The sequence below is a fragment of the Acidobacteriota bacterium genome (assembly GCA_009838525.1).
Lineage (GTDB): Bacteria > Acidobacteriota > Vicinamibacteria > Vicinamibacterales > UBA8438 > VXRJ01.
This window is the reverse complement of sequence record VXRJ01000018.1, coordinates 181846-203997: the sequence shown is the minus strand read 5'-3', so window position 1 is coordinate 203997 and position 22152 is coordinate 181846. Positions and strand designations below refer to the sequence as shown.

20 protein-coding genes are annotated in these 22152 nt (G+C 67.3%); 8 read left to right on the top strand and 12 right to left on the bottom strand.

The window, feature by feature from the left end:
- Positions 1–28 precede the first annotated feature (28 nt).
- From rpsB to rplM, 3 genes are read right to left on the bottom strand one after another with little or no spacing between them, the layout of a single operon-like run.
- Entirely contained in the window at positions 29–805 is a 777-nt protein-coding gene (gene rpsB, locus F4Y45_06805) for a 30S ribosomal protein S2 (protein ID MXY24218.1), read from the bottom strand.
- A gap of 40 nt (positions 806–845) precedes the next feature.
- Positions 846–1238: a 30S ribosomal protein S9 gene (gene rpsI, locus F4Y45_06800; GenBank protein ID MXY24217.1), complete on the bottom strand. Its 393-nt coding sequence runs from the start codon at positions 1236–1238 to the stop codon at positions 846–848.
- A gap of 2 nt (positions 1239–1240) precedes the next feature.
- Positions 1241–1684, bottom strand: a complete 444-nt coding sequence (gene rplM / locus F4Y45_06795) for a 50S ribosomal protein L13 (protein ID MXY24216.1) — start codon at positions 1682–1684, stop codon at positions 1241–1243.
- Positions 1685–1695: 11 nt separating this feature from the next.
- On the opposite strand from rplM, the gene pilM reads away from it, so the two are divergent.
- The 4 genes from pilM to pilQ are packed head-to-tail and all read left to right on the top strand — an operon-like array spanning position 1696 to position 6054.
- Positions 1696–2988, top strand: a complete 1293-nt coding sequence (gene pilM, locus F4Y45_06790; GenBank protein ID MXY24215.1) for a type IV pilus assembly protein PilM — start codon at positions 1696–1698, stop codon at positions 2986–2988.
- A 34-nt stretch (positions 2989–3022) separates the two neighbouring features.
- Positions 3023–3586 carry a PilN domain-containing protein gene (locus F4Y45_06785; GenBank protein MXY24214.1) on the top strand — a complete coding sequence of 188 codons (564 nt, stop codon included), beginning with the start codon at positions 3023–3025 and terminating at the stop codon, positions 3584–3586.
- A 3-nt stretch (positions 3587–3589) separates the two neighbouring features.
- Entirely contained in the window at positions 3590–4720 is a 1131-nt protein-coding gene (pilO, locus tag F4Y45_06780) for a type 4a pilus biogenesis protein PilO (GenBank protein MXY24213.1), read from the top strand.
- Positions 4717–6054, top strand: a complete 1338-nt coding sequence (gene pilQ / locus F4Y45_06775) for a type IV pilus secretin PilQ (protein ID MXY24212.1) — start codon at positions 4717–4719, stop codon at positions 6052–6054. The genes pilO and pilQ overlap by 4 nt, the downstream gene beginning before the upstream one ends.
- A gap of 72 nt (positions 6055–6126) precedes the next feature.
- Here the strand turns inward: pilQ and F4Y45_06770 are convergent, their stop codons facing one another.
- The 3 genes from F4Y45_06770 to F4Y45_06760 are packed head-to-tail and all read right to left on the bottom strand — an operon-like array spanning position 6127 to position 11407.
- A complete protein-coding gene (locus F4Y45_06770) occupies positions 6127–8544 on the bottom strand; it encodes a hypothetical protein (GenBank protein MXY24211.1) in 2418 nt (805 codons plus the stop codon).
- Between the two features lie 48 nt (positions 8545–8592).
- On the bottom strand, positions 8593–9861 hold the full coding sequence (locus F4Y45_06765; GenBank protein ID MXY24210.1) for an ABC transporter permease: 1269 nt from the start codon (positions 9859–9861) through the stop codon (positions 8593–8595).
- 13 nt (positions 9862–9874) lie between these two features.
- The gene (locus tag F4Y45_06760) at positions 9875–11407 is read right to left on the bottom strand and encodes an ABC transporter permease (GenBank protein ID MXY24209.1); all 1533 of its coding nucleotides are present in this window, start codon (positions 11405–11407) and stop codon (positions 9875–9877) included.
- Between F4Y45_06760 and thrC the strand changes: the two genes are divergently transcribed.
- The 4 genes from thrC to F4Y45_06740 all read left to right on the top strand — a co-directional run bounded on the left by thrC (position 11370) and on the right by F4Y45_06740 (position 15654).
- Positions 11370–12704: a threonine synthase gene (gene thrC, locus F4Y45_06755; protein MXY24208.1), complete on the top strand. Its 1335-nt coding sequence runs from the start codon at positions 11370–11372 to the stop codon at positions 12702–12704. The genes F4Y45_06760 and thrC overlap by 38 nt on opposite strands.
- A gap of 100 nt (positions 12705–12804) precedes the next feature.
- Positions 12805–13179, top strand: a complete 375-nt coding sequence (locus tag F4Y45_06750) for a hypothetical protein (protein MXY24207.1) — start codon at positions 12805–12807, stop codon at positions 13177–13179.
- A 98-nt stretch (positions 13180–13277) separates the two neighbouring features.
- The gene (gene lolA / locus F4Y45_06745) at positions 13278–13856 is read left to right on the top strand and encodes an outer membrane lipoprotein chaperone LolA (GenBank protein ID MXY24206.1); all 579 of its coding nucleotides are present in this window, start codon (positions 13278–13280) and stop codon (positions 13854–13856) included.
- On the top strand, positions 13837–15654 hold the full coding sequence (locus F4Y45_06740; protein ID MXY24205.1) for a hypothetical protein: 1818 nt from the start codon (positions 13837–13839) through the stop codon (positions 15652–15654). The genes lolA and F4Y45_06740 overlap by 20 nt, the downstream gene beginning before the upstream one ends.
- A 93-nt stretch (positions 15655–15747) precedes the next feature.
- Here the strand turns inward: F4Y45_06740 and murA are convergent, their stop codons facing one another.
- Genes murA through F4Y45_06710 form a run of 6 tightly spaced genes read right to left on the bottom strand, consistent with a single transcriptional unit; the run spans position 15748 to position 22147 of the window.
- Positions 15748–17256 carry a UDP-N-acetylglucosamine 1-carboxyvinyltransferase gene (murA, locus tag F4Y45_06735; protein MXY24204.1) on the bottom strand — a complete coding sequence of 503 codons (1509 nt, stop codon included), beginning with the start codon at positions 17254–17256 and terminating at the stop codon, positions 15748–15750.
- Positions 17061–18077, bottom strand: coding sequence for a UDP-N-acetylmuramate dehydrogenase (gene murB / locus F4Y45_06730; GenBank protein ID MXY24203.1), 1017 nt, complete (start codon positions 18075–18077; stop codon positions 17061–17063). Before murB ends, murA begins: the two co-directional genes overlap by 196 nt.
- Positions 18074–19042, bottom strand: a complete 969-nt coding sequence (locus F4Y45_06725) for a biotin-dependent carboxyltransferase family protein (GenBank protein ID MXY24202.1) — start codon at positions 19040–19042, stop codon at positions 18074–18076. The genes murB and F4Y45_06725 overlap by 4 nt, the downstream gene beginning before the upstream one ends.
- Complete coding sequence (gene pxpB / locus F4Y45_06720) at positions 19039–19806, bottom strand: 5-oxoprolinase subunit PxpB (GenBank protein ID MXY24201.1); 768 nt, start codon at positions 19804–19806, stop codon at positions 19039–19041. Before pxpB ends, F4Y45_06725 begins: the two co-directional genes overlap by 4 nt.
- Positions 19803–21224: a UDP-N-acetylmuramate:L-alanyl-gamma-D-glutamyl-meso-diaminopimelate ligase gene (mpl, locus tag F4Y45_06715; protein MXY24200.1), complete on the bottom strand. Its 1422-nt coding sequence runs from the start codon at positions 21222–21224 to the stop codon at positions 19803–19805. The genes pxpB and mpl overlap by 4 nt, the downstream gene beginning before the upstream one ends.
- Positions 21221–22147 carry an LD-carboxypeptidase gene (locus F4Y45_06710; GenBank protein MXY24199.1) on the bottom strand — a complete coding sequence of 309 codons (927 nt, stop codon included), beginning with the start codon at positions 22145–22147 and terminating at the stop codon, positions 21221–21223. The genes mpl and F4Y45_06710 overlap by 4 nt, the downstream gene beginning before the upstream one ends.
- Between the last annotated feature and the right edge of the window lie 5 nt (positions 22148–22152).

Sequence of the window (22152 nt, the reverse complement as noted above, 5' to 3'; positions counted from 1 at the left end):
CCGCCGGTGGTGAGCCGCTTTCGTTCCGTCAGACCGCGGCGGCTGACGGGGTGACCTCGGCCGTTGGCGTTGCTTCCGACACCGCCGAGGCGTCGACGCCGCCGGCCGGTTCCTGCTTGCTCCGGAGGCCGCGGCCGGCGAGCACGGCGTCAGCGATCCGCATCACGCAGAGCCGAATCGACCGGAGCGCATCGTCGTTGCCCGGGATAACGTAGTCGACGTCGTCCGGGTCGCAGTTCGTATCGACCAGTCCTATAACCGGGATGCTGAGCTTGCGAGCCTCGTCGACGGCGATCTTCTCGCGCCGCGTGTCGACGACGAAAACCGCTTCGGGCAGCTTATGCATTGCGCGGATTCCGTCGAGATTGCGGTGCAACTTCCGCTTCTCCTTCTGGAGCCGGGCCACTTCCTTCTTCGACAGGTTCTCGTAGCGCGCGTCGGTTTCCATCGCTTCGAGTTCCTTCAGGCGATCGAGACTGCGCTGAATGGTGGTGAAGTTGGTCAGCAGGCCGCCAAGCCACCGCTCGTTAACGAAGTACATTCCACAGCGCTGTGCTTCTTCGACGATGAGATCCTGAGCCTGGCGCTTCGTGCCGACGAACAGGATGCCGCCGCCGGACGCCGCAAGCTGCATGACGAACTGCTCCGCCCGCTGCATCAGCTCCGCCGTCCGACTCAGATCAATCAGGTAGATTCCGTTCCGCTGGCCGAAGATGTAAGGCTTCATCTTCGGGTTCCAGCGCCGGGTCTGGTGGCCAAAATGCACACCAGCGTCCAGTAGTTCCTGCATCGTCAACGGCGTCAAGCTTCCTCCATCCGGCAGGGCGTGGGCAGCCACCAGCGGCCTAACGTTTCGAGAACTGGAAGCGCTTGCGCGCGCCTGCCAGTCCATACTTCTTCCGTTCCTTGGAACGCGGATCGCGCGTCAGCATCCCCGCCTTCTTCAACGGCGCGCGCAGCTCGGGATCCATTTGTACGAGCGCGCGCGCGATACCGAGGCGGAGGGCGCCCGCCTGGCTTGACATGCCGCCGCCGTTGGCGGTGGCATAGATGTCGAGTCTGTCGGTCGACTCGGTGAGGACGAGGGGTTCGGTGATCAGCGTGCGGAGTGACGCCGTCGGAAAGCGCTGCTCCAGGCTGACATCGTTGATGGTGAACGCCCCTCCACCGGGCCGCAGAAAGACTCGCGCCGTAGCCGTCTTGCGCCGCCCGGTACCGTAGTGCTGTTCGAGCGCCACGATCAGGAAACCTCGACCGCGACCGGCTGCTGCGCCGCATGCGGATGATCCGGCCCGGCGTAGACCTTCAGCTTCCGGTACATCGCCCGTCCCAGCTTTGTCTTCGGCAGCATGCCACGAACCGCGGCCTCGACGAGACGTTCCGGCTTTCTGGCCCGCAGCAAGGCCGCCCGCTCCTCGCGGAGGCCGCCGAGATAACCGCTGTGCGAGCGGTACAGCTTCTGCTGTTCCTTGCGTCCGGTCAGACGGACGCGCGCGGCGTTGACGATCACCACGTGATCGCCCGTGTCGAGGTAGGGCGCCCAAGTAGGACGATGCTTGCCCTGAAGGAGACGTGCAGCGACGGTTGCGACACGGCCCAGCACCATGGAGTCAGCGTCGATGAGACGCCATTCCCGGGTTACCTCCCGTGGTCCCGGAGCGTAGGTAGACGCGGTCTGGTTCAACGAGCCTCCCTCTGAGACGTACCAATCCTCTCCGGCGCTCGCCGGAAACTACCGATGGTAACGATCCTTGCGGTTTTGTGTCAAGGCGTCGGGGAACGGTGTGTTCCTCCGCTCGAGGCCTCGCACTTCTCCGGTTGGCCTGCATCTTGCACGGGGTAACGGGTGGAGGAGGAGATCACCTGAGCGTGCGTGGGTTGAAGCGACTGTTCGGCCGGACCATTCCTCTTGTGGGCCTCGACATCGGATCGAGCGCCGTCAAGGTGGTGGAGGTCGTCCGCCATCGTTCGCGCGCCATTGCTACCGTCGGACGCGCGTCCACGCCGGTAGGCAGCATTGTTGATGGCGCGATCGTCAGGCCGTATGACGTGGCCGCCGCTATTCGGCAGGCGTTTGCGGCGAGCGGAATCCGGAGGCGGGATGTGGCGGTTGCGCTGCCAGGGAGCGCCGTAATCGTCAAGCGTATCGAGTTGCCGCCGACGCCGCCTACCCAACTGGCCGGCGCGGTGGCCCGCGAAGCGGCACGGCAACTGCCGTTCAATCCGGATGACGTCCACTTCGACTTTCACCTGAACGGCGCGGGTCCACCGGGTGCCGATGGTCCTCTCGACGTGATGCTGGTGGCGGCGCGGCGGGAGACAGTGACGGCTTACGTCGGTGCGGTCGTGGAGGCCGGCCGCACGCCGGCCGTCATCGACGTCGGCGCACTTGCGCTCCAGAATGTCTTTGAATGGACCGAAGGCGGGGCACCGGAAGGCTCGATGGATGTCCCCGCCCACGCATGCGTCGCGCTGCTCGATGTCGGCGCCAGCGCCACGACGGTCAATGTTGTTCGCGCCGGCACGTCCCTCCTTACTCGTAACGTGCCGACCGGCGGGAATGCCTGCAGCGAGGCATTGCAACGTGAACTGGACCTGTCTTTCGAAGTTGCGGAACGGTTGAAGCTGGGGCTGCCGGCCCGTGGGTGGAGGCCGGCCGACGCCGCACCGGTGTTGCGCGGAGCGGCGGACGCGCTGGCCCTTGAAGTGCAGCGGACGCTCGAGTTCGTCGAGGCGGGTACGGCGGAGGGAGGCAGCGATCCACAGCGCCGCATCGATCGGATCGCGCTGGCCGGGGGCGCTTCGCGGGCAGCCGCGCTCGACGCAGCCCTCCGCGCGCACTTCGGCGACGTGGTCAGGCCGCTCAATCCGTTCCATCGGCTGACGGTGAAGAACCTGACGGCGGATGATTCGACAGGGGCCGATGCGTTGCGGGCAAGCGCCAGCATAGCGGTCGGACTGGCGCTCCGGGGTTTGGACGAACGTTGATCCTGGTCCAGTCGGTGCAAGACAGGAGAACGCGATGATTCGAGTCAATCTGATCGGCAGGCGCCGGGCTGATGCGCCTGGCATGCGGAAGGAGTGGCAGGGCGGTGTCTGGGAGGTGGCATCCACGGCCATGGCGGTGGCGGCGTTGGTGGCCGCGGCGGGACTAATCGTCTCGGAGGCGTGGTTGCTCCACCGCACGGCGCGGGAAGTCTCCGACGCGCGGAAGACCGTGGACGCCGATCGGCGGGATCAGGCGGTTGCCGCGGAGACGCTTGCGGCGGAGGAGGAACGGCGTTCAACGTTGGCTCGATACGTGGCGCAACTCTCGCGCTGGCACAAGACCCGAGCAGATCTGCCCCGAATGCTGGATACCGTCAGCCGCAGCCTGCCGGATGGTCTGTGGCTGACGGAGTTGCGCCAAGAAAGGGAGGCGCTGTTCATTGCGGGCCGCGCCGCCCGCCCAGCCGCGGTTTTCGAGTTCGCCGACAACCTGGAGAGTTCGGAACGGGTTGCCTTGCCGGTGGAGGTCGCCAACATCGACACGGTGGGAGGCGGCCGTTTCGAGCTCCACGTGCCGGCGTTCGCGGCGGAGGAATAGCCGATGCGCGCCGGAGATTACGCGACAGCCGGGATCAGACCCGTAGTGCGGGAGTTGTGGGAGAGGCCGTGGTGGCGATTGGCGGGGGGCTTCGTCGTCGCGGCGGCGCTCCTTCTGGTCTTCCAAATCGCCTGGGCGTCGCCGCGTCGGGCATGGCTGACCATGCAGGAGCGCGAACTGGCCCAAGTGCGCGCAGAACAGTCGGCGCCACCGCGAGCCGGAACGAGGCTCACCGAAGCGACGGGCCAAAGCGCGCGCCTCGCCCATGAGATCACCCGTCTCGCTTCGGCCTTTCCGTCGCGACGCGAAGCACCTGTCCTCCTCCGCCAGTTACACGAGACTGCCGAACAGTCGACGTTGACGCTCGTTACGTACACGCCGCGAACCCCTGAGCCGGTCACCGTCGCCGGAACGGAACTGCGCGGTACGCGATGGAGTGTGCAACTCGAGTTGACCGGGCAGTTTCATCACGTCGCCGGTTTTCTCGAGCGAGTTGGCAACCTGCGGCAGGTGGTCTGGGTGAGAGACTTGGCCGTCCGCGTGGCCGATGGGGACAACCTGGACGGAACGGTCCTCGCCACCGGCACCGCTGAAACACTCGCGATCGATCCTTCCGACCCTTTGGTTCGGGCAACGCTCCGGTCCCAGCGGGCAACCGCGGTTGACACCGCGGCGCCGCCGACGTCCCCACCGCTGTGGTTCGATCCGGGCGGCCGACGAGATCCGTTCAGGCCGCTGCCAGTTTCGACTCCGGCTCCCATACGGGAGGAACGGGCAGCCGGGCTTCCCGGCATCGCAGCAAGCGAACTCTCACTGCACGGCATCGTCGTTGCGTCCGGCGTTTCACTGGCGGTTCTCGAGTCGCCGGGCGGCCGGAGCTGGCTGGTGCGGGGGGGCGAACGGCTGCGGGACGGCGTGGTCGGACGGATTGGCACCGATGTCGTCGACATACAGCCGCCTGGCGCGGTGGCCGCAACCGGCGTCCCCGTGCGTCTCCTGCTCGGCGAGCCGGCGTTCGGAGCCGACCACGAGGCGACGAATGCCGGCGATGGCGCTGCGTCTGCAACCGCCGGGCCCGGCGATTTGGACGGCTACGGAAACAGTCAAGAGCCGCCGGGCAGGGCGTTTCGATGAGCGTGAAGTACTGCCTGGCAGCGGGGCTGGTCGCCACCTTCGGCTTCGTTCCGGCAGCGGGTGCGCAGGAGTACACCGGAGATCCGGTTTCGCTCCAGTTTCAGAACGCCGACCTCCGATCCGTGCTCCGGACCTTCGCCGACATCAGTGGTCTGAACCTGGTGCTCGACCCGGCGGTGGACGGGATCGTCGATGTCGCGTTGACGGATGTGCCCTGGGATCAGGCTTTTGAGGTCATTCTGCGGTCCAATCAACTCGACTACGAAGCCGCGGGGAACATCGTTCGGATTGCCCCGCTCGCAACCCTCACGGCGGAAGCGGAGCAGCGCCGGCGGCTGGCCGAGGAGGAGGTGCTGGCGGGCGATCTGGTCGTTCGCACGCGCGCCCTCGACTATTCGCAGGCCGCGGAACTGGCGCCGATCGTGACACAGGCGGCGCTCTCTCCGCGTGGGCAAATGCAGATCGACGCGCGGACCAACACCCTCATCCTGACGGACCTGGCCCATCGTCTCGATACCGCGGAGAAGTTGATCGCCACACTCGATCGGCCGCAGCCACAGGTGGAGATCGAGGCGCGTATCGTCCAGGCGAGCGAGGACTATCTGCGCGAACTGGGGGTCCGCTGGGGTGTGACGGGACACACCGCGACGGGAAGCACGGCACGCGTCGCGGCAGGCGGCCGCCTCGCTGGAACCCAGGGGCTGGGCGCAGAAGGCGCCGACCCGACCGCCGACGTGGCGGAGAACGCCGGGCGCGCAGTCGATCTGCGGGCGCAGTCCGCGGCGGCAGCAGTCGGGCTGGCACTTGGCGCGGTCGACGGATCGTGGAACCTCGACCTGGCGCTGTCCGCGGCGGAGGAGGAGGGTGAAGTGCAGATTCTCTCGACGCCGCGGGTCACGACCCAGAACAACGTGCAGGCGACGATTCGGCAGGGAGACCAGATCCCGATCCAGACCGTCGCCAACAACACGGTTACGGTCACGTTTCGCGACGCTGCGCTGCGACTCGCCGTCACCCCCCGCATCGCGGCCCGGGAGAGCGTCATCCTGCAGATCGAGATCGACAACGATTACGCCGATTTCGCCCGCCAGGTAAACGGCGTGCCGCCGATCGTCACGCAGAGTGCGCACACCACCGTGCAGGTGGGAAACGGCGAGACAACAGTCATCGCCGGCATCTACGAGCGTACGAGCGCCCGCGCTGATCGCCGCGTCCCCGGTCTGTCACGTATCCCTCTGGTCGGGCGCCTGTTCCGCAACGAAGCGGATCGCCGGCGCTCGGATCAGCTCCTCATCTTCCTCACTCCGCGGATAGTCCTTCCGCATGCCGGCTAGCAGCCCGTGGTGAAACCCCGCTACATTCGAGCGGCGATGTGACAGCAGTTGCCTAATCGACCTCAGGCCGGCTCAGGCCGCCAGCGCATCGATGGCGGCTGCCGTGCGGGAAGCCGTGCCCCGGATCGCAGCGTCAAGTTGGTCGAAATCGTCCAGCCCACAGGCGCGCGCGACTACGGCCTTCACCCTTGGACCCGCCGTCTCGACCCCGCCGCCATCCTCGGCGACCAGCCGCAGCGAACCTCGCACGTTCCGCCACATCGTCGCGGCGCCGACCAGCCGATCCGCGACATCAGCGGCAATAAGCCCGCGCTTCCCGGCCGCCCGGAAGACAGAAACCGCGTCCGGAGCCAGCATGTCCGGCGCATCGATGGGGTACCTCAACCGCAGAAGCAGGGCGGCGCGTTCGATGTCCCGGAAACCGCCGCGCATCTCCTCAATGGACAGCAGGCCGGGTTCGACCGCACTCTCGTCCGGCACACTCGACGAGGCGATAAGCGATTCACGCGCCGCGCCCTGAGCCAGTACCTCCCGCCGCGCCGACTCGAACCGCGTCCCGATCCCGCTGTCCCCGGAAACGAATACGCACCGCGCACGGGTCAGTGCCAGGAGTTCGTCGGGGGTGCCCGCCGTGCGGTGATGCTCCACGAACTCGTCAAGGGAAGGGACGGCGCCCACGTTCCAGTCGCGCGGAAGAGGGCTCAGCAGCAGGTTGCCTTGCGACAGCGCACGGATCGCCTCGCCGCACTTGCGGCAGAGCGCCTCGTAGTAGTCCGCCGGGGCTCCGTAGGACACGAACAGAACACCGAGCTCGGCGCCAGGCGCCGCTTCCCGGCTGGCCAGGGCGCCCACCACCGCAACCGCAACCCCACCTCCGGCCGGCGGCCCGCCCCGGTCAGCCAGATCCTCCTCCACCGCCGACAACACCGTGGCGATCGAAGCCTCTGCGACATTCGACAGCGCCGTGGCGGCCTCGGAGGGCGACAGGCTGCCCCGCATCGTATGCACGGCAATCTGGAAAACCTTGCGATTTGACCATTCCAGCGCCACCTCGACCGCCTCCCGGCTGTCCTGCGCCGGAATATCGGCAAGCTGCTCCTTCATTTCGGTGACACCGTACTCAAGCGTCCAGTAGACGCGCGCCAGGCCGCGGCGGGCGATCATCTCGAATTCCGGATCCGGTCCGAAACCGTCCGGCAGATCGAGCTCGGTGAATTCCCGGTCCCGGAGGCTGTCGAGCAGTTTCGGGGACCGGTTGATCCACCCTGCGATACGAGGCGCGGCGCCGTGAATCTCGGCAATCTCTTCGTACGCTTCGGGACGTTCGGCAAAAGCGCGACTGTCATAGGCGCTCCAGTCATCGATCTCCGGGTAGAACTGGGCGCGCTGGAGATCGAGCAGCGGATCCATCGTCGCGAACCAGCGCTTCGGAAACATCGCCATGCCGTTCATCTGGATGTAGCTGCCTGGCAGTTGCGGGGAGGCGTCCGCACCGTGATGCTGCAACAGGGGATAGCGCCGGTTCGACGCCGCATGATGATCGGCGTGACGCTGCATGTTGTAGTAGAGCCAGTTCGTGAACTTGTAGGCGGCGCTCCAGGCATGCCGCGCCTGGACCGGTTCGTATCGGCCTCCCGGAAGCCGAACGCGGCGCAGCCCGTAGTGTTGGACGTAGTTGCTGAGCTTCATCGAGAACACCGCGCTGCCGCAAAGAACGGCGTAAGTCAGCGCGACCCAAGCGCCGCCTATCCAGTACACCAGCGAGTACCAGAAGGCGAGTAGCACGAGGTACCGCCAGAACGCGTTCGTGTAGTGCCACGCCGGCAGGTGGCGGCGCGCCAGCCGGTCGCGCTCGAAGCGCCAGGCCCCGAGCAGGTTGTTGGTCACTTCCGGAGGCAGATAACTCCAGAAGCTCACTCCCTTGGGCGCGGAACCGGGATCCCCGGGGGTGCAGACGAGAGGGTGGTGAAGATAGACATGCTCTGTCGAATACTGAGGATAGGATGCCGACGCCAGCAGGAACTCCCCGAAACGGCGTTCCCACGAGGCCCGCCGGTGCACGAGTTCGTGGCCGACAATGAACACTGACTGTCCCACGCCAGTCAGCAGGCCCGCCATCAAACCGATTTCCCATGCGGACAGGTGGCCGGCGACGAACATCTGCCAGAGCGAGAAGACGAAAACCACCGGCCAGCACGATGCCCACAACCAGAGGGACAGCTTGTACGGGAACAACTGTCCTTCGCGGGTCGCGTCAGGATCCATGTTCCGTTCTTCCACCCCGAAGGCCTGGTCGAAACGGTCCGCGAGCATGAAGAAGGCGACCGGGGCCGCGAGCCACCAGCCGCCGTAGCTCGCCGCCATTAACATGAGCGGAAAGACCGTCAGCGGGATGAAATGAGGAAGCGCGTTCCCGAGGGAGGGTTCGACGACCTTCGCCGTGGAGCCAGTCGGAGCCTGGATGTTCGGTTCCGCTCTATCCTGCGCCATGGCGGCCTCCAGGGTTCGTGCTTCGAGCAGTCAATTGTAACCAGTGCACTACCGGTCGAACTTCATCGCCTCGGTGACGTCGATACGGGTTGCGCGCCACGCGGGATAGATCGAAGCCACGATGCCGATGCACAGGATGAACGCCGTGATCCCGGCGATAGTCCCGGGCAGGAACAGGGGAACAATGACCGGATCGACAACAGCGCCCGCGAAGGTCAGCTCGCCCATGACCGCAGTCATGTCGAGCCCATCGCCCAGGAAGTACCACATGCCGAGCAGCCCCACCGCGACGCCCACCAGACCGCTCGCGGCGGACAGCGTGAGACCTTCGACCAACACGACGGCGGCGGTCTCGGCCGGCGTCAGTCCCAGAGCCTGCAGCACGCCAAACTCCCGGTTGCGATGCATTACCGACATCAGCACGGTGTTCACGATACCGAAACCGATGATGACGAACAGGAACCCGTGAATCACGTAGTTGCCGAAAGAGTCCATCGCAATGGCTCCGGCCAGCGCCGGATCCGACTCTCTCCACTCCATCACCCGCACTTCTCCGCGGGCTATCGGACCGGCCAATGCCTGCTCCAGTCCTTCGGCGACCCGCCCGGTGGCGCCGTTGTCATCCAGCACGACGCCCACGTTCGTGACGTCATTCGCTGACTGAAGCCACTCTCCCGCAGTGTCCAGCGGGATCTGGATCATCGTCTGATCGGCGGCCGGCAGGCCACTCCGGAAGATGCCGACGACCCGCAGCAACTGGCCGGCGATCTCGCGCTCGGTGTCCTGGGCCTGGACGACGAAACGCGATCCCAGGTCCAAGTCCAGGCTGGCGGCCAGACCCACGCCTACAAAGGCGGCCAGCTCGTCGCCAGGTTCCAGGTAACGCCCCTCGACGAGCTGCTCGTCGAGCACGCCGAATTCCGATTCCGCGGTCGGATCGACGGCGACTATCTGCGCGGGGCGGGCCCCCGCCGCCGAACTCGCGAGACCGTTGATGCTGAGTCGGGCCGAGGTAGCGACAACGTGCGACGCCATCTCAGGAGCGCTCAGCGCCTGTTCCGCGGCCCGCCGGGTATCGGCGGTCAACCGGTCGTCGATCTGGCGGCTCATCCGGAACTCGGGACGCTCTACCGTCACATGCCCGCTGCCGAAGCGCACTCCCGAGTCAATCCACTGTTCGTGGCTGCCGTCGTCGAGCGTGAACGAAAAGACCATCACCGCGCCGCCGACCGCCATCGCTGATCCGGTCAGCGCCGTGCGCCGCAGATGGCGGCGCAGGTTGCGCATGGCCAGCAGCACGAGGACCCGGATGTGCATCTCCCGCCTCCTGCTACAGCCCCGACAGCGTATCGGCGGGGGGAACCCGCGAGGTCCGGACCGCGGGATAGAACGCCGCGACGACCGCTGACACGAGCAACCCGATGGTTGCCCAGGTCCAGAGAGGCACGTTTGGCCCAACCCGCAGGGTGGGAGTCACCAGCGCTCCCTCGAGAGTAACGTCCTGGAAGAGCCCTTCCAGACTTACCGGCGCGACGGAAAACCACACCATCAGAGGCAGCGCGAGGACGGCGCCGATAGCGAGGCTCAGGAAGCCCAGCGCCAGCGCTTCCGACAGCACGGCGCCAACTACCGACCACGGCTTCGCTCCCAGGGCCAGCATGATCGCAAACTCCCGCCGGCGCTCGAAAGTGGCCATGAGCATCGTGTTCGCAACCCCCAGACAGGCGACCCCGAAGATGACCACGATGAAGATCCAGTACACGCCATCGGCAAGCGCCACATACTGGCTTAGCACGGGATTGAGCTCGTTCCAGGCGGCGACGGCGATCTCGCGATCCGGGGCGCCGATCGCGTCCGCAAGCCGCCCCGCGGTGACGGCGGCTCCCGCCGGATCGATGGTAGAGACAGCGATTTCGTGGACACGACCCGCATCGAACGCCACCAGGATCTGCAGGTCTCCGATGGGCATCACGGCGGTGCTCCCATCGAATTCGATCAAGCCGGTCCGGAAGACGCCCGTCACGCCGTACAGGTCGTTGGCCATCGACCCGTCCGCGGCGGAGGCGACGACAACGAGCTCATCCCCGACGCCGATCGCGAGTTGCCGCGCCATTTCCTCGCCCACGACCACTTCGTAGGCGCCAGGGGCGGGCAGCCGTCCCGCGACGAGCGGATCGAGGAAACGTGTCAGCGCGACCTCGCGTTCCGGATCGACTCCCAGCAGGACACCCGCCCGTGTGGAGTCCCCCGAACTGAGAAGCGCGCCCGCATACACTCGCGGGGCGGCCGCCACGACGGAGGGGTCCGCCCCTATGGTGTTCAGCAACTCCTCCACATCGGCGCCATCGCGCCCGCCGATAGTGTCGTACAGGCTGCGTTCGGGCCGATAACCCGCATCGTGGATTTCGATCTGGCCGCTCACAAGCGAGGTGGAGTTCTCGATCAGCTCGGCGACCATCCCCTCGCCCCAGCCGATCATGAGCACCACCGCGAAGTAGCCGATCGCGAGTCCCAGCGCGGTCAGGGCAGTGCGCTTGCGATTGCGGCCGAGGTTGCGCCAGCCGATTCGCCACCACGGGGACTCACTCACGGCCGATTCCTCGCCGAGGAAAGCCCGAGGCTTGTCGTACGGCCCGTCATTGTGTTGAGCATCGGCGGCAGTCTCGGCGTGCCGATTTCGGAAAAAATCATAGCAAACGGGTGGCGGATTGCACGGTTCGCCGGACTTCTGTTTCAATGCTGCCGAAACGGGCCACGCGTTCTTCCACCCCGGAGGCGGCTTTGATTCCGTGGGGACTGCGAAGGATTCCGAGCACGACAAAGGCATGGCAACCTCCACCCCCCGCGCCGTCCTGCGCTGCATACGCGGCTGCGGTGGTGAACACTCGCTGCTCAAGGCGATTTACCGTTGCCCCACCTGCAACGACCTCCTTGAAGTGGCGCACGACCTCGACGCGCTGCGAACCCGCTCGGGCGGTTCCTGGATGCGTCTCTTCGACGAACGCTACAAACGGACCACCTGGCCGTACGGCTCCGCCGTCTGGGGCAAGAAGGAATGGGTCTGCCCGGACGTTCACGACGACAACATCGTCTCGATGGACGAAGGGGGAACGAACCTATTCTGGGCGGAGCGGTTCGGCCGGGAACTGGGCCTCCAAGATCTCTGGGTGAAGCTGTGCGGTAACTCGCACACGGGGTCGTTCAAGGACCTGGGCATGACCGTGCTGGTCTCGCTCGTCCGCGAGATGATGGCGCGCGGCGACACGATCCGCGCCGTCGCGTGCGCTTCCACCGGCGACACTTCAGCGTCGGTAGCCGCCTACGCAGCGGCGGGCGGCATCCCGGCCATCGTCATCCTGCCACGCGGCAAAGTGTCAACGGCGCAACTCGTGCAGCCTCTCTCGAACGGTGCGACGGTCCTCGCACTCGATACCGACTTTGACGGCTGCATGGCCATCGTCAAGCGTCTCGCCAACGAAACGGGTATCTACCTCGCCAACTCGATGAACAGTGTCCGCCTGGAGGGACAGAAGACCGTCGGCATCGAGATCGTGCAGCAGTTCGACTGGGAAGTGCCGGACGTTGTGATCATCCCGGGAGGCAACCTCGGCAACGTCAGCGCGCTCGGCGCCGGGTTCGACATGATGGAGGGGCTGGGCGTCATTTCTCGCCGTCCACGCATCGTGGTCGCCCAGGCCGCCGCCGCCAACCCGCTCTACCGGGCCTACCGGAACGACTGGGCGTTCGAACCGATCACCGCCGGCCAGACACAGGCCTCCGCGATCCGGATCGGCAACCCGGTCTCCATAGACAAGGCGATCAGAACGCTCAGGCGCTACGACGGTATCGTCGAACAGGCGACCGAGGCGGAACTGGCCGACGCGGCGGCGCGCGCCGACCGGACCGGCATGTACAACTGTCCACATACGGGCGTCGCCCTGGCCGTGCTCGTCAAGCTGCGCAAGCAAGGCGAGATCGCGCCAAGCGAACGGGTTGTGGTGATTTCGACCGCGAACGGGCTGAAGTTCACCGACTTCAAGCTGAACTACCACAGGGAAGCCGTGCCGGAGTTGCAGGCCGCCGTCGCGAACCATCCGCTCGAGTTGCCGAACGACTACGACGCGGTCCGGCGCGCCGTCGCAAACGTTACAGAGATGTAACCCCGCATGCGCGATCGCGCGCCCGAATGGCGCACGTCTTGGCGCCCGCACGCATCCTCCTGTCTTGACACCTGTCGCGGGCGCTGCGGACAATAGACCCATGCCCGTTCCGCGAATCAGCAAGGAAGCGCTCTCCGAGCGCCTCGAAGCAGGCGGCGACCGCGTCCCGGTCGTGGTCGATGCCCGATTGAAGTATCCATACGAGCACAGCACGGTCCGGCTGCCCGGCGCCGTCCGCCTCGATCCGCCCGAGTTCGACCATTCGTCTCTGCCGCGTGACCGCGAGATCATCATCTACGACTCCGATCCGGAGGAGGTGGTGGGTGCGCGCATCGCCGCCGCGCTGATTCGGGAGGGGTGCAGTGCCAGCGTGCTCGAGGGAGGCATTGTCGAGTGGCTTGCCGCCAAGCTTCCGACCGACAGCAAGGACGCCCCGAAGCAGAAGCCGCCCCAGGCGGGCGCCTTGAAGGGCTGACGCGCATCCTCGCCGGTACCGCTGCGGTTAGCCTGCTGCTGCTTGCACCGGGCGCCACGGCACAGCAACCGGACGGGGCGCCGCCGATAGATCAACTGATGAGCCGGCTACAGGCGCGGTACGATGCGATCGGCGATTTTTCCGCCGACTTCGCCCATAGCTACGCGGGGGGCGTGCTCCAGGCGGCCGATGTCGAACGTGGCACCGTGCATGTCAAGAAGCCGGGCCGCTGGCGCTTCGACTACACGCATCCCGAGATCAAGCGTTTCATTTCGGATGGCCGGACCGTCGTCTCGTACTTCCCGGCCGACCGCCAGGCGATCGTGAGCGATCTGCCGCCCGACGGAGGCCCCGCAACGCCTGCCTCCTTTCTCGCCGGAGACGGTGATCTGACGCGCGACTTCCATGCCCGTTACGTCAGCGGCGCCCCGGCGGACACGGGTTGGGTGGTGGAGCTGATTCCCCGCGTGGCGGACGCGGACTACGAGACGCTGACGCTCGCAATCGACGCCGCCGACCTTGCCATCCGGCGCATGTCGGCGGTCGATCTGCAGGGTGGCGTGTCGACCTACATCTTCTCGAACCTGCAGCAGAACCAGGGGATAGCCGATAGATTCTTCGAGTTCGACGCCCCGCGCGGCGTCGAGGTGGTGACCGATGAGAGTTGGGCTCGGTAGACGAAGCACGCTCCGAATCAACCGCGCCGTATTGATCGCCCTTGCGGCGATCACCCTCGCCGGCTGCGCCAGCGGCCGGGCGCTGCAGGAAGGACGGCTTGCAGAGCGGCAGCGCGACTACGACCGCGCCGTCGTGCTCTATCGCCGGGCCGTTCAGGAGCGGCCCAACGACCGCAGCGCGCAACTGGCCCTGGAGCGGGCGATGCTCCGCGCCGCACAGCAGCACTACGCCGCCGGGCGGGCGCTGGCGCGGCAGTCGCGCTGGGAGGAGGCTCTGGCGGAATACCAGATCGCTTACGAGCTGAACCCGACCATGGGTGACATCGAGCGCGAGCTGGCGGAGACGCGCGAGGCGGTCCGAACCCGGCTGGAATCACGTGGCGACGGAGAGACCGAGCTCGAAGCGCTCATCGAACGGACCCGCCACACGGGACCGCCGGGGCTGGAATTGCCGAACGGCGGCCCCATGCCGGATGAGGTCGTGTTCCGCGAGGCGAGCGCCCGGACCGTTTTCTCGGCGATCGGCCAGTTCGCCGGTGTCACCATCGTCTTCGATCCGCAGTTCGTTGACGAACCGGTCACGGCTGACCTGCGGGGCGTTACCTTTACCGCCGCCATAGAGACGATCGCCAACAGCACGCGTAACTTCTTCCAGGTAACGGCCCCGGGGACCGTGACGATCGTGCCTGACACGCCGGCGAAGCGGCGCGAGTACCAGCAGGAGGTGGTGCGCACCTTCTATCTGAGCAACGCCGACGTCAACGAGACCATCGACTTGCTCCGCCTTGTACTCGACGTGCGCCGGATCGCGCCGGTGACGGCCACCAACGCGGTTTCCGTCATGGACACGCCGGAACGGCTGGAAGCCGCGGCGCGTCTGGTGCAGGCCATAGACAAAGCGCGCGCGGAAGTGGTGATCGAGGTACAGCTGCTCGAAGTGGATCGCCAGACCATCCGCGACTATGGACTGGAGTTCGCCGCTCAGGGAGCCGACGCCGCACTCGCCGCCGACGCCGAAGGATTCGGATTGACCGTGGACGACATTTCGCGACTGAGCGGATCGGACCTGTTCGTTTCCAATCCCATGAGCCTGCTGGTCAACATGCTGGCGGACGACTCGAACACCAGGATCCTGGCGAACCCGAGCCTTCGCACCTCGGACGGTCTGGCGGCGGAGGCGCACTTCGGCGAGCGGGTGCCGGTGCCGGTCAGCACGTTCGTTCCGATTGCCGCGGGTGGTGTGGCGCAGCAGCCGATTACCTCGTTCAACTACGAGAACATCGGCGTCAACATCGAGATCCTCCCCCGGATTCATCACAACGACGAGGTGTCGCTCGAGCTGGTGGTGGAGATCAGCAACATCTCGGGCACCGGCTTCGGCGACCTCCCGCAGTTCGGCAGCCGCGAGATCACCACGACGCTCCGCCTGCGCGATGGTGAGACCAACATTCTCGCGGGCCTGATCCGCGACGACGAACGGGAGACACTCGACGGGATACCGGGCCTCAGCCGGGTGCCCGTGCTCGGGCGACTGTTCGGCCGGACGAGAACGGAGAGCCAGGAGACCGACATCATCCTGACCCTTCGGCCGCACATCATCCGGGTGCTCGACCTCGACGAACAGGATGTGCTGCCGTTCCGGGTGAGCAGCGGCGGCGCCGCCGCGGTGGTCGGCAGCTCGCTACCGCTCCCCGGCCGTCTCGATCCGCAGCCGCGCGATCCGGTCGAGCGCCTCGGCGGACCACCGCCTGTCATACAGGAGCCGGTGACGCCTCCCGACCCGCCGGTGAACCGCTAGAACTGGCTCCAGGGTGCGCCGGCGTCCACGCCGAGTGTAGATGCCGGTCTGGAGACCGGCGCACCCAGGCAGTCGTACCAGGCCGGCGCACCGCTACTCGACCATCACGCGCGCCCCGAGGCCGCGCAGTCGCGCGGCAATGTTGGCGTAACCGCGTTCGACGGTCTCGATCGGCGCGATACGGCTCTCCCCTTCCGCCGCCAGCGCGGCCGCGATCAACGCCATACCGGAGCGGAGATCTCGCGTATCGAGGGTGCGGCCATTCAGCGTCCGGGGACCGTCGACGATCATCCGGTGCGGATCGCAGAGGAAGAGGTTGGCGCCCATGCCGCTCAACTGCTCCAGAGCGAAAAGCCGCAACTCGTACATCCAGTCGTGAATCAGCGTCCGGCCAACCGCCTGCGTCGCCAGAACGCTCACCAGGCTCACCATGTCGCTCGGGAACCCGGGCCAGGGAGCGGTGGTTACCTGACGGATGGCCCGCGGCCGAGAGGGATGGACCCGCAGGATGTCGCCCGCGCCGCTCGCATCCACGAGCGGCGTGACGGCGCAATCGACTCCCATCCGTTGCAGAACCGACGTTATCGGTTCGAGGTCCGTTGCTTCCGCGCCACGCACTTCAATCTCGCCGCGGGTGATCGCCGCAATGACCGCCCAGCTTCCCGCCTCGATGTAGTCGCCACGCAAACGGTGCGAGGCGCCGCCGAGAGCGGCGGGACCGGTGATCCGAATAGTCGGCGTGCCGGCCCCCACGATCTGCGCGCCCATCGCCTCGAGAAAGGCGCAAAGCTCCACTACGTGCGGCTCGCAGGCGGCGTGACGGATCTCCGATTCACCGCGCGCCGCCGCAGCAGCGAGGATTGCCGTCTCCGTACCGGTAACAGAAGCTTCCTCCAGGTAAACGGATGCGGGACGGAGGCCATGCGGCGCCTCGAACGTATGCCCCTCTCCTTCCACGTCCCGCACGCCCATTGCGCGCAGTGCCTGCAGGTGAACGGCCAGGGTACGGCGGCCCGGGAAATCCCCGCCGGGGGGCGCCAGGCGCGCGCGTCCCCTTCGCGCAAGGAGCGGACCGACCAGCAGGACCGATCCGCGCAGGCGACCCACCAATTGAGGATCGGGCTGGTCGCTGATGACTGATCGGCAACCGACCCGTACCTCGGTCGTGCCACCTCCCTGTACGTCGGCGCCCAGCCCGCGGAGCAGTTCGCCCATCACCGCGACATCCTTGATGCGCGGCATGTTCGCCAGGACGCACGGCTGGTCGGTCAGCAGGCAGGCCGCAAGCAGCGGGAGCGCGGCGTTCTTGTTCCCCTCGACTTCGATCGATCCCGAGAGCCGTTGTCCACCCTCGACAACAAGCGTCGAAACGGTCTGCTCCAGCAGATCCACCGCTGCGTGCCCGTTCACGCCGTTTCCCTCCAGTCCGCTTCGAACTCGCCCAGAAAGACCACTTCCGGCCGCAGGGTAACGCCGTAGCGCTCCCGCACCGCGCGCTGCACCCGGTGGATCAGCCCGCGAACATCGACGGCCATCGCACCCGGCTCGGTGACGATGAAGTTTGCATGAGTTTCCGATACGCGCGCGCCGCCGACCGCGCAACCCTTCAGACCTGCCCCGTCGATAAGGGCCCCGGCATACGGCGTCTGGCCCGCCTCGAGCCCTTCGGCCACCACGTCGGGGTTCTGGAAGATGCAACCTGCGCTCGGCTGGGCCAGCGGCTGCGTACGCTTCCGGAAGCGAAGCGACTCGCGCGCTATCGCACGCAGGCGATCCGGCGGGGCCGGCGACACGGCGAACTCGGCCCACGCGACCAGCTCGCCGGTCCTTTGCACGCGGCTCCGGTCGTAGCTGAACTCCATCGCGGCGCCCGGCGTCCTGGCAACATCACCAGGCTGATCGACGCCGCTCCGGGGAATGAGCCCAACGTCCGTTACAAGGCCACCAATCGGCTGACCCCGGAAGTGCGCGTTCCCGTGAATGGCGCCACCGACCGTTCCGGGAGTGCCGGCCCACGCTTCCAGGCCGGACAGACCACGGTGAATCGTCCAGCGAACCAGCCGGTTGACAGAGACTCCGGCCGAGGCGCGAATTACCCCGGGTGTCACTTCGGAAACCGCGGCGTGACGAGTGCGGACCACGACGCCGCGTACCCCGTCGTCCGCCACCAGCACGTTCGAGCCGCCGCCCAGCATCGTGAGCGGCAGCGCGAACCGCCGTACCACCGCCAGCACGTCAACCAGGTCCTCTTCCCTCCAGGCATCCACTAACCAGTCGGCCTTCCCGCCGATCCTGAAGGTGGTGTGACGGGCCAGAGGCATGTCGCGATGAACGCAGTCGTGACCGACGATGGCAGCCAGCGCCGCCTGCACCTCTGCGGCGCGCGGCGATGTCGCCAGACCGGTCGGCGGCGACGCCGTCATCCGCAACTCCACTCCTGTTCCGCCGACGCCAGCCGGGCGCGCGCCTCCTGCATCTCGCACGGGACGAACTCGATCCAGTCGCCAGGGGCCAGTTGGCCCAATCTAGGAAGATCGGCGGTGATGACCATAGCGATGCGAGGATAGCCTCCGGCCGTGTGGCGATCAGCCATGGCTACTATGACGCCGCCGTCCGGAGGCGCCTGCACCGACCCGGCTGGCACCGCGTGCGACAGAAACCCATGCGACAGGCCGCCGATGTCGCAACCGGCGATCGCCGCACCCTCAAGACGATACCCCATCCGATCCGACTCGGGCCGAATCCGGTATCGGGCCGCGGCAAGCATGGCCAGTGGATCGGCGCTCCGAAAGAGATCGCAATGGGGACCGGGCAATATGCGCACCTGCGAACCTCCGCCGACCGTTGGTCGCGGAGCGTGAGCGGCAAGCATCCCTGCCTCCGGCGTCGGGTCCGCGGCCGGCCCGATCCGAAGACGGTCGCCCCGGCGGAGCGCCCGCCCTTCGAGGCCGCCCATCCCGCTACCGAGATGGGTCGAGCGGCTGCCAAGGACCGTCGGGACATCGACGCCGGCGGCGACGGCCAAGTAGGCGCGCGCGCCGTCCGTCCTGCGGCCGAAGCGGAGAACCTGCCCAGGTTCGGCCCGAAGCACGGTGTCGCACGAAACCCGGTAGTCGTCGAGAAACAGCTCGAATTCGGCGCCGCTGACCGCGATACGGCAGGCTTGCTCGAAGCGAAGCATCGGTCCGGTGAGCGTCACCTCCAGGGTGGCTGCCTCGTCGCCGTTGCCCACCAGGCGATTGGCCCGGCGGTGAGACCGGGGATCCATCGCGCCCGAAACGCTGACTCCGTCGTGCTGCCAGCCCCACCGGCCGAGATCCTGCACGGTCGTGAGCATCCCCGGTTCCTCGACGACGATGCCGCCCTTGGCGGTCACGCTCGCGATCATCGAACCATCTCGCGCGCGGCGTCGGCCGCCTGCTCCGCGCGCAGCGCGGCGGCCCCCTGGTCCCGTTCCAGTAGACGGTCGTAGGTTGCCCCATCGATCGGGTCGAAACGGACGGTGTCGCCGGCGTGCAGCAGAAAGGGATCCTCCCGGTCGAGATCGAAGAGTCGTATGGGCGTCCGGCCGATGAGTTGCCAGCCGCCCGGCGATGCAGCCGGATAGACGCCGGTTTGCTGGCCGGCGATGCCGACGGAACGCGCCGGCACCCGGACCCGGGGCGCGGCGCGGCGCGGCGCGGCGATGCTCGAATCGACCGAGCCCAGATAGGCGAAGCCGGGCTGGAAGCCAAGCATATAGACACGGTACGCGGCGCCGTGATGCCGCGCGACCACCTCGTCCTCCGCACAACCCCCGAACCGCGCAACCTCGGCCAGATCGGGGCCGTGCGTCCCGCCGTAGCAGACCGGCAGGCGATGTTCGCGGGAGGCGCCGCCAGAGGGGTCATCCGCCGACGCCTTCCCGGCAAGACGCGCCACCGCCTCTGTCACCGCCGCTATATCGGCGCGGGTCGGATCGACATGCACGGTGACCGCCGCGTACGCCTCCACGACATCGCGCACGCCTTCCAACCCTCGCTGCCGCAGTGCCGACGCCAATGCGATCGCACGCGCACTGATGGCCGGATCGATCCGCTGCTCGAAGCGGACCAGAAGCGCCGCATCGCCATCGGGCGTCAGGGTCCAGTCGGCTCCCCCAGCGAGTGTCACGCGGACGTCTCCCCCGCCACGCTGCCAACGATGCCAAGACGTTCCCGCAACTGCCCGCGCAGACCGCCAAAATCACCATTCGACATCAGGACCACAACATCCCCCGCGCGCGTCTCGGCCTCAACCACCGCCGCGATCGCGTCCGTCGAATCCACGTAGCGCGCACGAGTGCCCGACGCCGTCAGGTCCGCCGCGAGGCGGGCTCCGTCGAGACGTTGTTCCGCCGGAATGGCGGTGCGGTAAACCGGGGCGACCACGACCTCGTCGGCCCCGGCCAGCCCCGCCGCGTAGTCCGACTGGAAGAAGCGGCGGCACGAGGTGGCGGAACGCGGCTCGAACAGTACCCAGATCCGTCCCGTGGGCGAGGCGGCACGCAGCGCCGCGACCGTTTCGCGGACTGCTGTTGGATGGTGCGCAAAGTCGTCGTAGAGCGACACGCCCCGCCCGACGCCGCTCAGCTCCAGCCGGCGGCGGACGCCACGAAACGTCCGGAGGGCAGCCGCCAGTCTGTCCGGCGCCACCCCGGCCGCCGCGCCGGCCGCGATCGCAGCCAGGGCGTTGCGAACGTTGAAGGCGCCGAGCAGCGGCAAGTCGACGCGCGCGATCGTCGCACCGGCACGGCGCACGTCGAACGCGGTCCTGTCCGGGCCGTAGTCGACGTCGGCCGCCCGCCAGTCCGCGTCGTCCGCGAAACCGAATGTCTCGACCGGGCAATGGGCGGCGTCCGCCAGCGCGCGGGCACCGGGATCGTCCGCGCCCAGCAACAGCCGCCCCCGGTGGGGAACCAGGCCCACGAACCGACGGAAGGCGAGGGTCAGGGCATCAATGTCATCGTAAATGTCTGCATGGTCGAACTCGAGGCTGCCCACCACCGCCACGAACGGCAGGTACTTCAGGAACTTGGCGGTCTTGTCGAAATACGCGCTGTCGTACTCGTCCCCCTCGATTACAAACAGGTCTCCGGCCCCCAGACGGTAGCCGGCGTCGAAGTTGCGTGGCACGCCGCCCACCAGGAAGCCGGGGTCGGCTCCGGCTTCGACGAGCGCCCACGCGGTCATCGACGTGGTGGTCGTCTTTCCGTGCGTTCCCGCGATGACCACCGTGCGGCGCCCCCAGAGGAAGTGCTCGCGGATGGTCTCGGCCAGTGAGGCGTACCGAATCCGCCGATCGAGGACCGCTTCCACTTCGGGATTGCCACGCGATACCGCGTTGCCGATCACGGCCAGATCGACATCTGCCGGGACGTGCGCCGCGTCGTAGCCAATCAGCGGGGCGATGCCCTGCGACGCAAGGAACTGACCCATCGGGGGATACGCCTGCACATCCGATCCCGTCACGATCCATCCCTGCTGTTTCAGCATGGCGGCCAGCGTCGCCATCGCCGTCCCGCAGACGCCAATCAGGTGGACGCGACTCATGCGACCGCCTCTTCCTCCACCGTCAGGCGTCCGGTTGCACCTTCCGCCTCCACCGTCACCTCGACACCGAGCGGGACCGTCAGCATCGGCGCCCCGGCCGTGTGGCCGGTCGGAAGGCCCCGTACGACCGGACCGCGGATGTCCGCCAGCAGTTCGTCGAGCGCGTCGTGCGCCGTGAGCGACCCGTCCGGTTCGTCGCAGTCCGGGAAGCAGGCGCAGACCACGCCGCCGGCGCGGGCCAGGATCCCCGCCTGGCGGAGCTGGGTCAGCAGCCGGTCTAGCCGGTACGGCCGTTCGCCGATGTCGTCGAGCAGCAGGATATGACCGTCCGGCGGATCGAACGCATATCGCGTTCCCAGGGACGCGGCAAGCAGCGACAGCGTGCCCCCGAGCAGCGGCCCGCGCGCCCGGCCGGCGCGGGTTGCCGCGAGTTCCCCGGCCACGACGGAGTGCGGCGGACGCCGGCCCGTGAGGTGCGCCAGCAACGACTCGCGGTCATAACCCGCCTCGCCGCGCGCCAGCGTTACCACCATCGGACCGTGGAGGGTAACGAGGCCACACTGCTGTGTCAGGAAAGTGTGGAGCGCGGTCAGGTCGCTGCAGCCGATCAGGGCCTTGGGGCTTCGGCCCAGCTCCGCCGGATCGAGCAGCGGCAACAGATGGGCGCTGCCGAAACCGCCCCGCACCGCCATCACCCCGGCGGTCGACGGATCCCGCCATGCCGCCTGGAACCGGCGGCCGCGCGTCTCGGCCGATCCGGCCACATAGGCGCGCCGCTCGAAGATCGACTCTTCAAAGACCGGCTCGAATCCCAGAGTCCGCAGTTCGGCGACACCCCGGTCGAATGTCTGCCGATCGAACGGGCTGGCCGGCGCGATTATCCCGATCCGATCGCCCGGGCGGAGGGCGCGCGGCTTCGTCATGCCCG

What these genes read in the sequence shown, in the direction of transcription:
- F4Y45_06760 (MXY24209.1), bottom strand. Translation starts at nt 11,407, where the DNA reads ATGCAGCGCAGGACGGCGCGGGGGGTGGAGGTTGCCATGCCTTTGTCG.
- F4Y45_06785 (MXY24214.1), top strand. Translation starts at nt 3,023, where the DNA reads ATGATTCGAGTCAATCTGATCGGCAGGCGCCGGGCTGATGCGCCTGGC.
- F4Y45_06750 (MXY24207.1), top strand. Translation starts at nt 12,805, where the DNA reads ATGCCCGTTCCGCGAATCAGCAAGGAAGCGCTCTCCGAGCGCCTCGAA.
- murB (MXY24203.1), bottom strand. Translation starts at nt 18,077, where the DNA reads ATGACGGCGTCGCCGCCGACCGGTCTGGCGACATCGCCGCGCGCCGCA.
- F4Y45_06765 (MXY24210.1), bottom strand. Translation starts at nt 9,861, where the DNA reads ATGCACATCCGGGTCCTCGTGCTGCTGGCCATGCGCAACCTGCGCCGC.
- lolA (MXY24206.1), top strand. Translation starts at nt 13,278, where the DNA reads ATGAGCCGGCTACAGGCGCGGTACGATGCGATCGGCGATTTTTCCGCC.
- F4Y45_06725 (MXY24202.1), bottom strand. Translation starts at nt 19,042, where the DNA reads ATGATCGCGAGCGTGACCGCCAAGGGCGGCATCGTCGTCGAGGAACCG.
- F4Y45_06770 (MXY24211.1), bottom strand. Translation starts at nt 8,544, where the DNA reads ATGGCGCAGGATAGAGCGGAACCGAACATCCAGGCTCCGACTGGCTCC.
- pilQ (MXY24212.1), top strand. Translation starts at nt 4,717, where the DNA reads ATGAGCGTGAAGTACTGCCTGGCAGCGGGGCTGGTCGCCACCTTCGGC.
- pilO (MXY24213.1), top strand. Translation starts at nt 3,590, where the DNA reads ATGCGCGCCGGAGATTACGCGACAGCCGGGATCAGACCCGTAGTGCGG.
- F4Y45_06740 (MXY24205.1), top strand. Translation starts at nt 13,837, where the DNA reads ATGAGAGTTGGGCTCGGTAGACGAAGCACGCTCCGAATCAACCGCGCC.
- thrC (MXY24208.1), top strand. Translation starts at nt 11,370, where the DNA reads ATGGCAACCTCCACCCCCCGCGCCGTCCTGCGCTGCATACGCGGCTGC.
- mpl (MXY24200.1), bottom strand. Translation starts at nt 21,224, where the DNA reads ATGAGTCGCGTCCACCTGATTGGCGTCTGCGGGACGGCGATGGCGACG.
- F4Y45_06710 (MXY24199.1), bottom strand. Translation starts at nt 22,147, where the DNA reads ATGACGAAGCCGCGCGCCCTCCGCCCGGGCGATCGGATCGGGATAATC.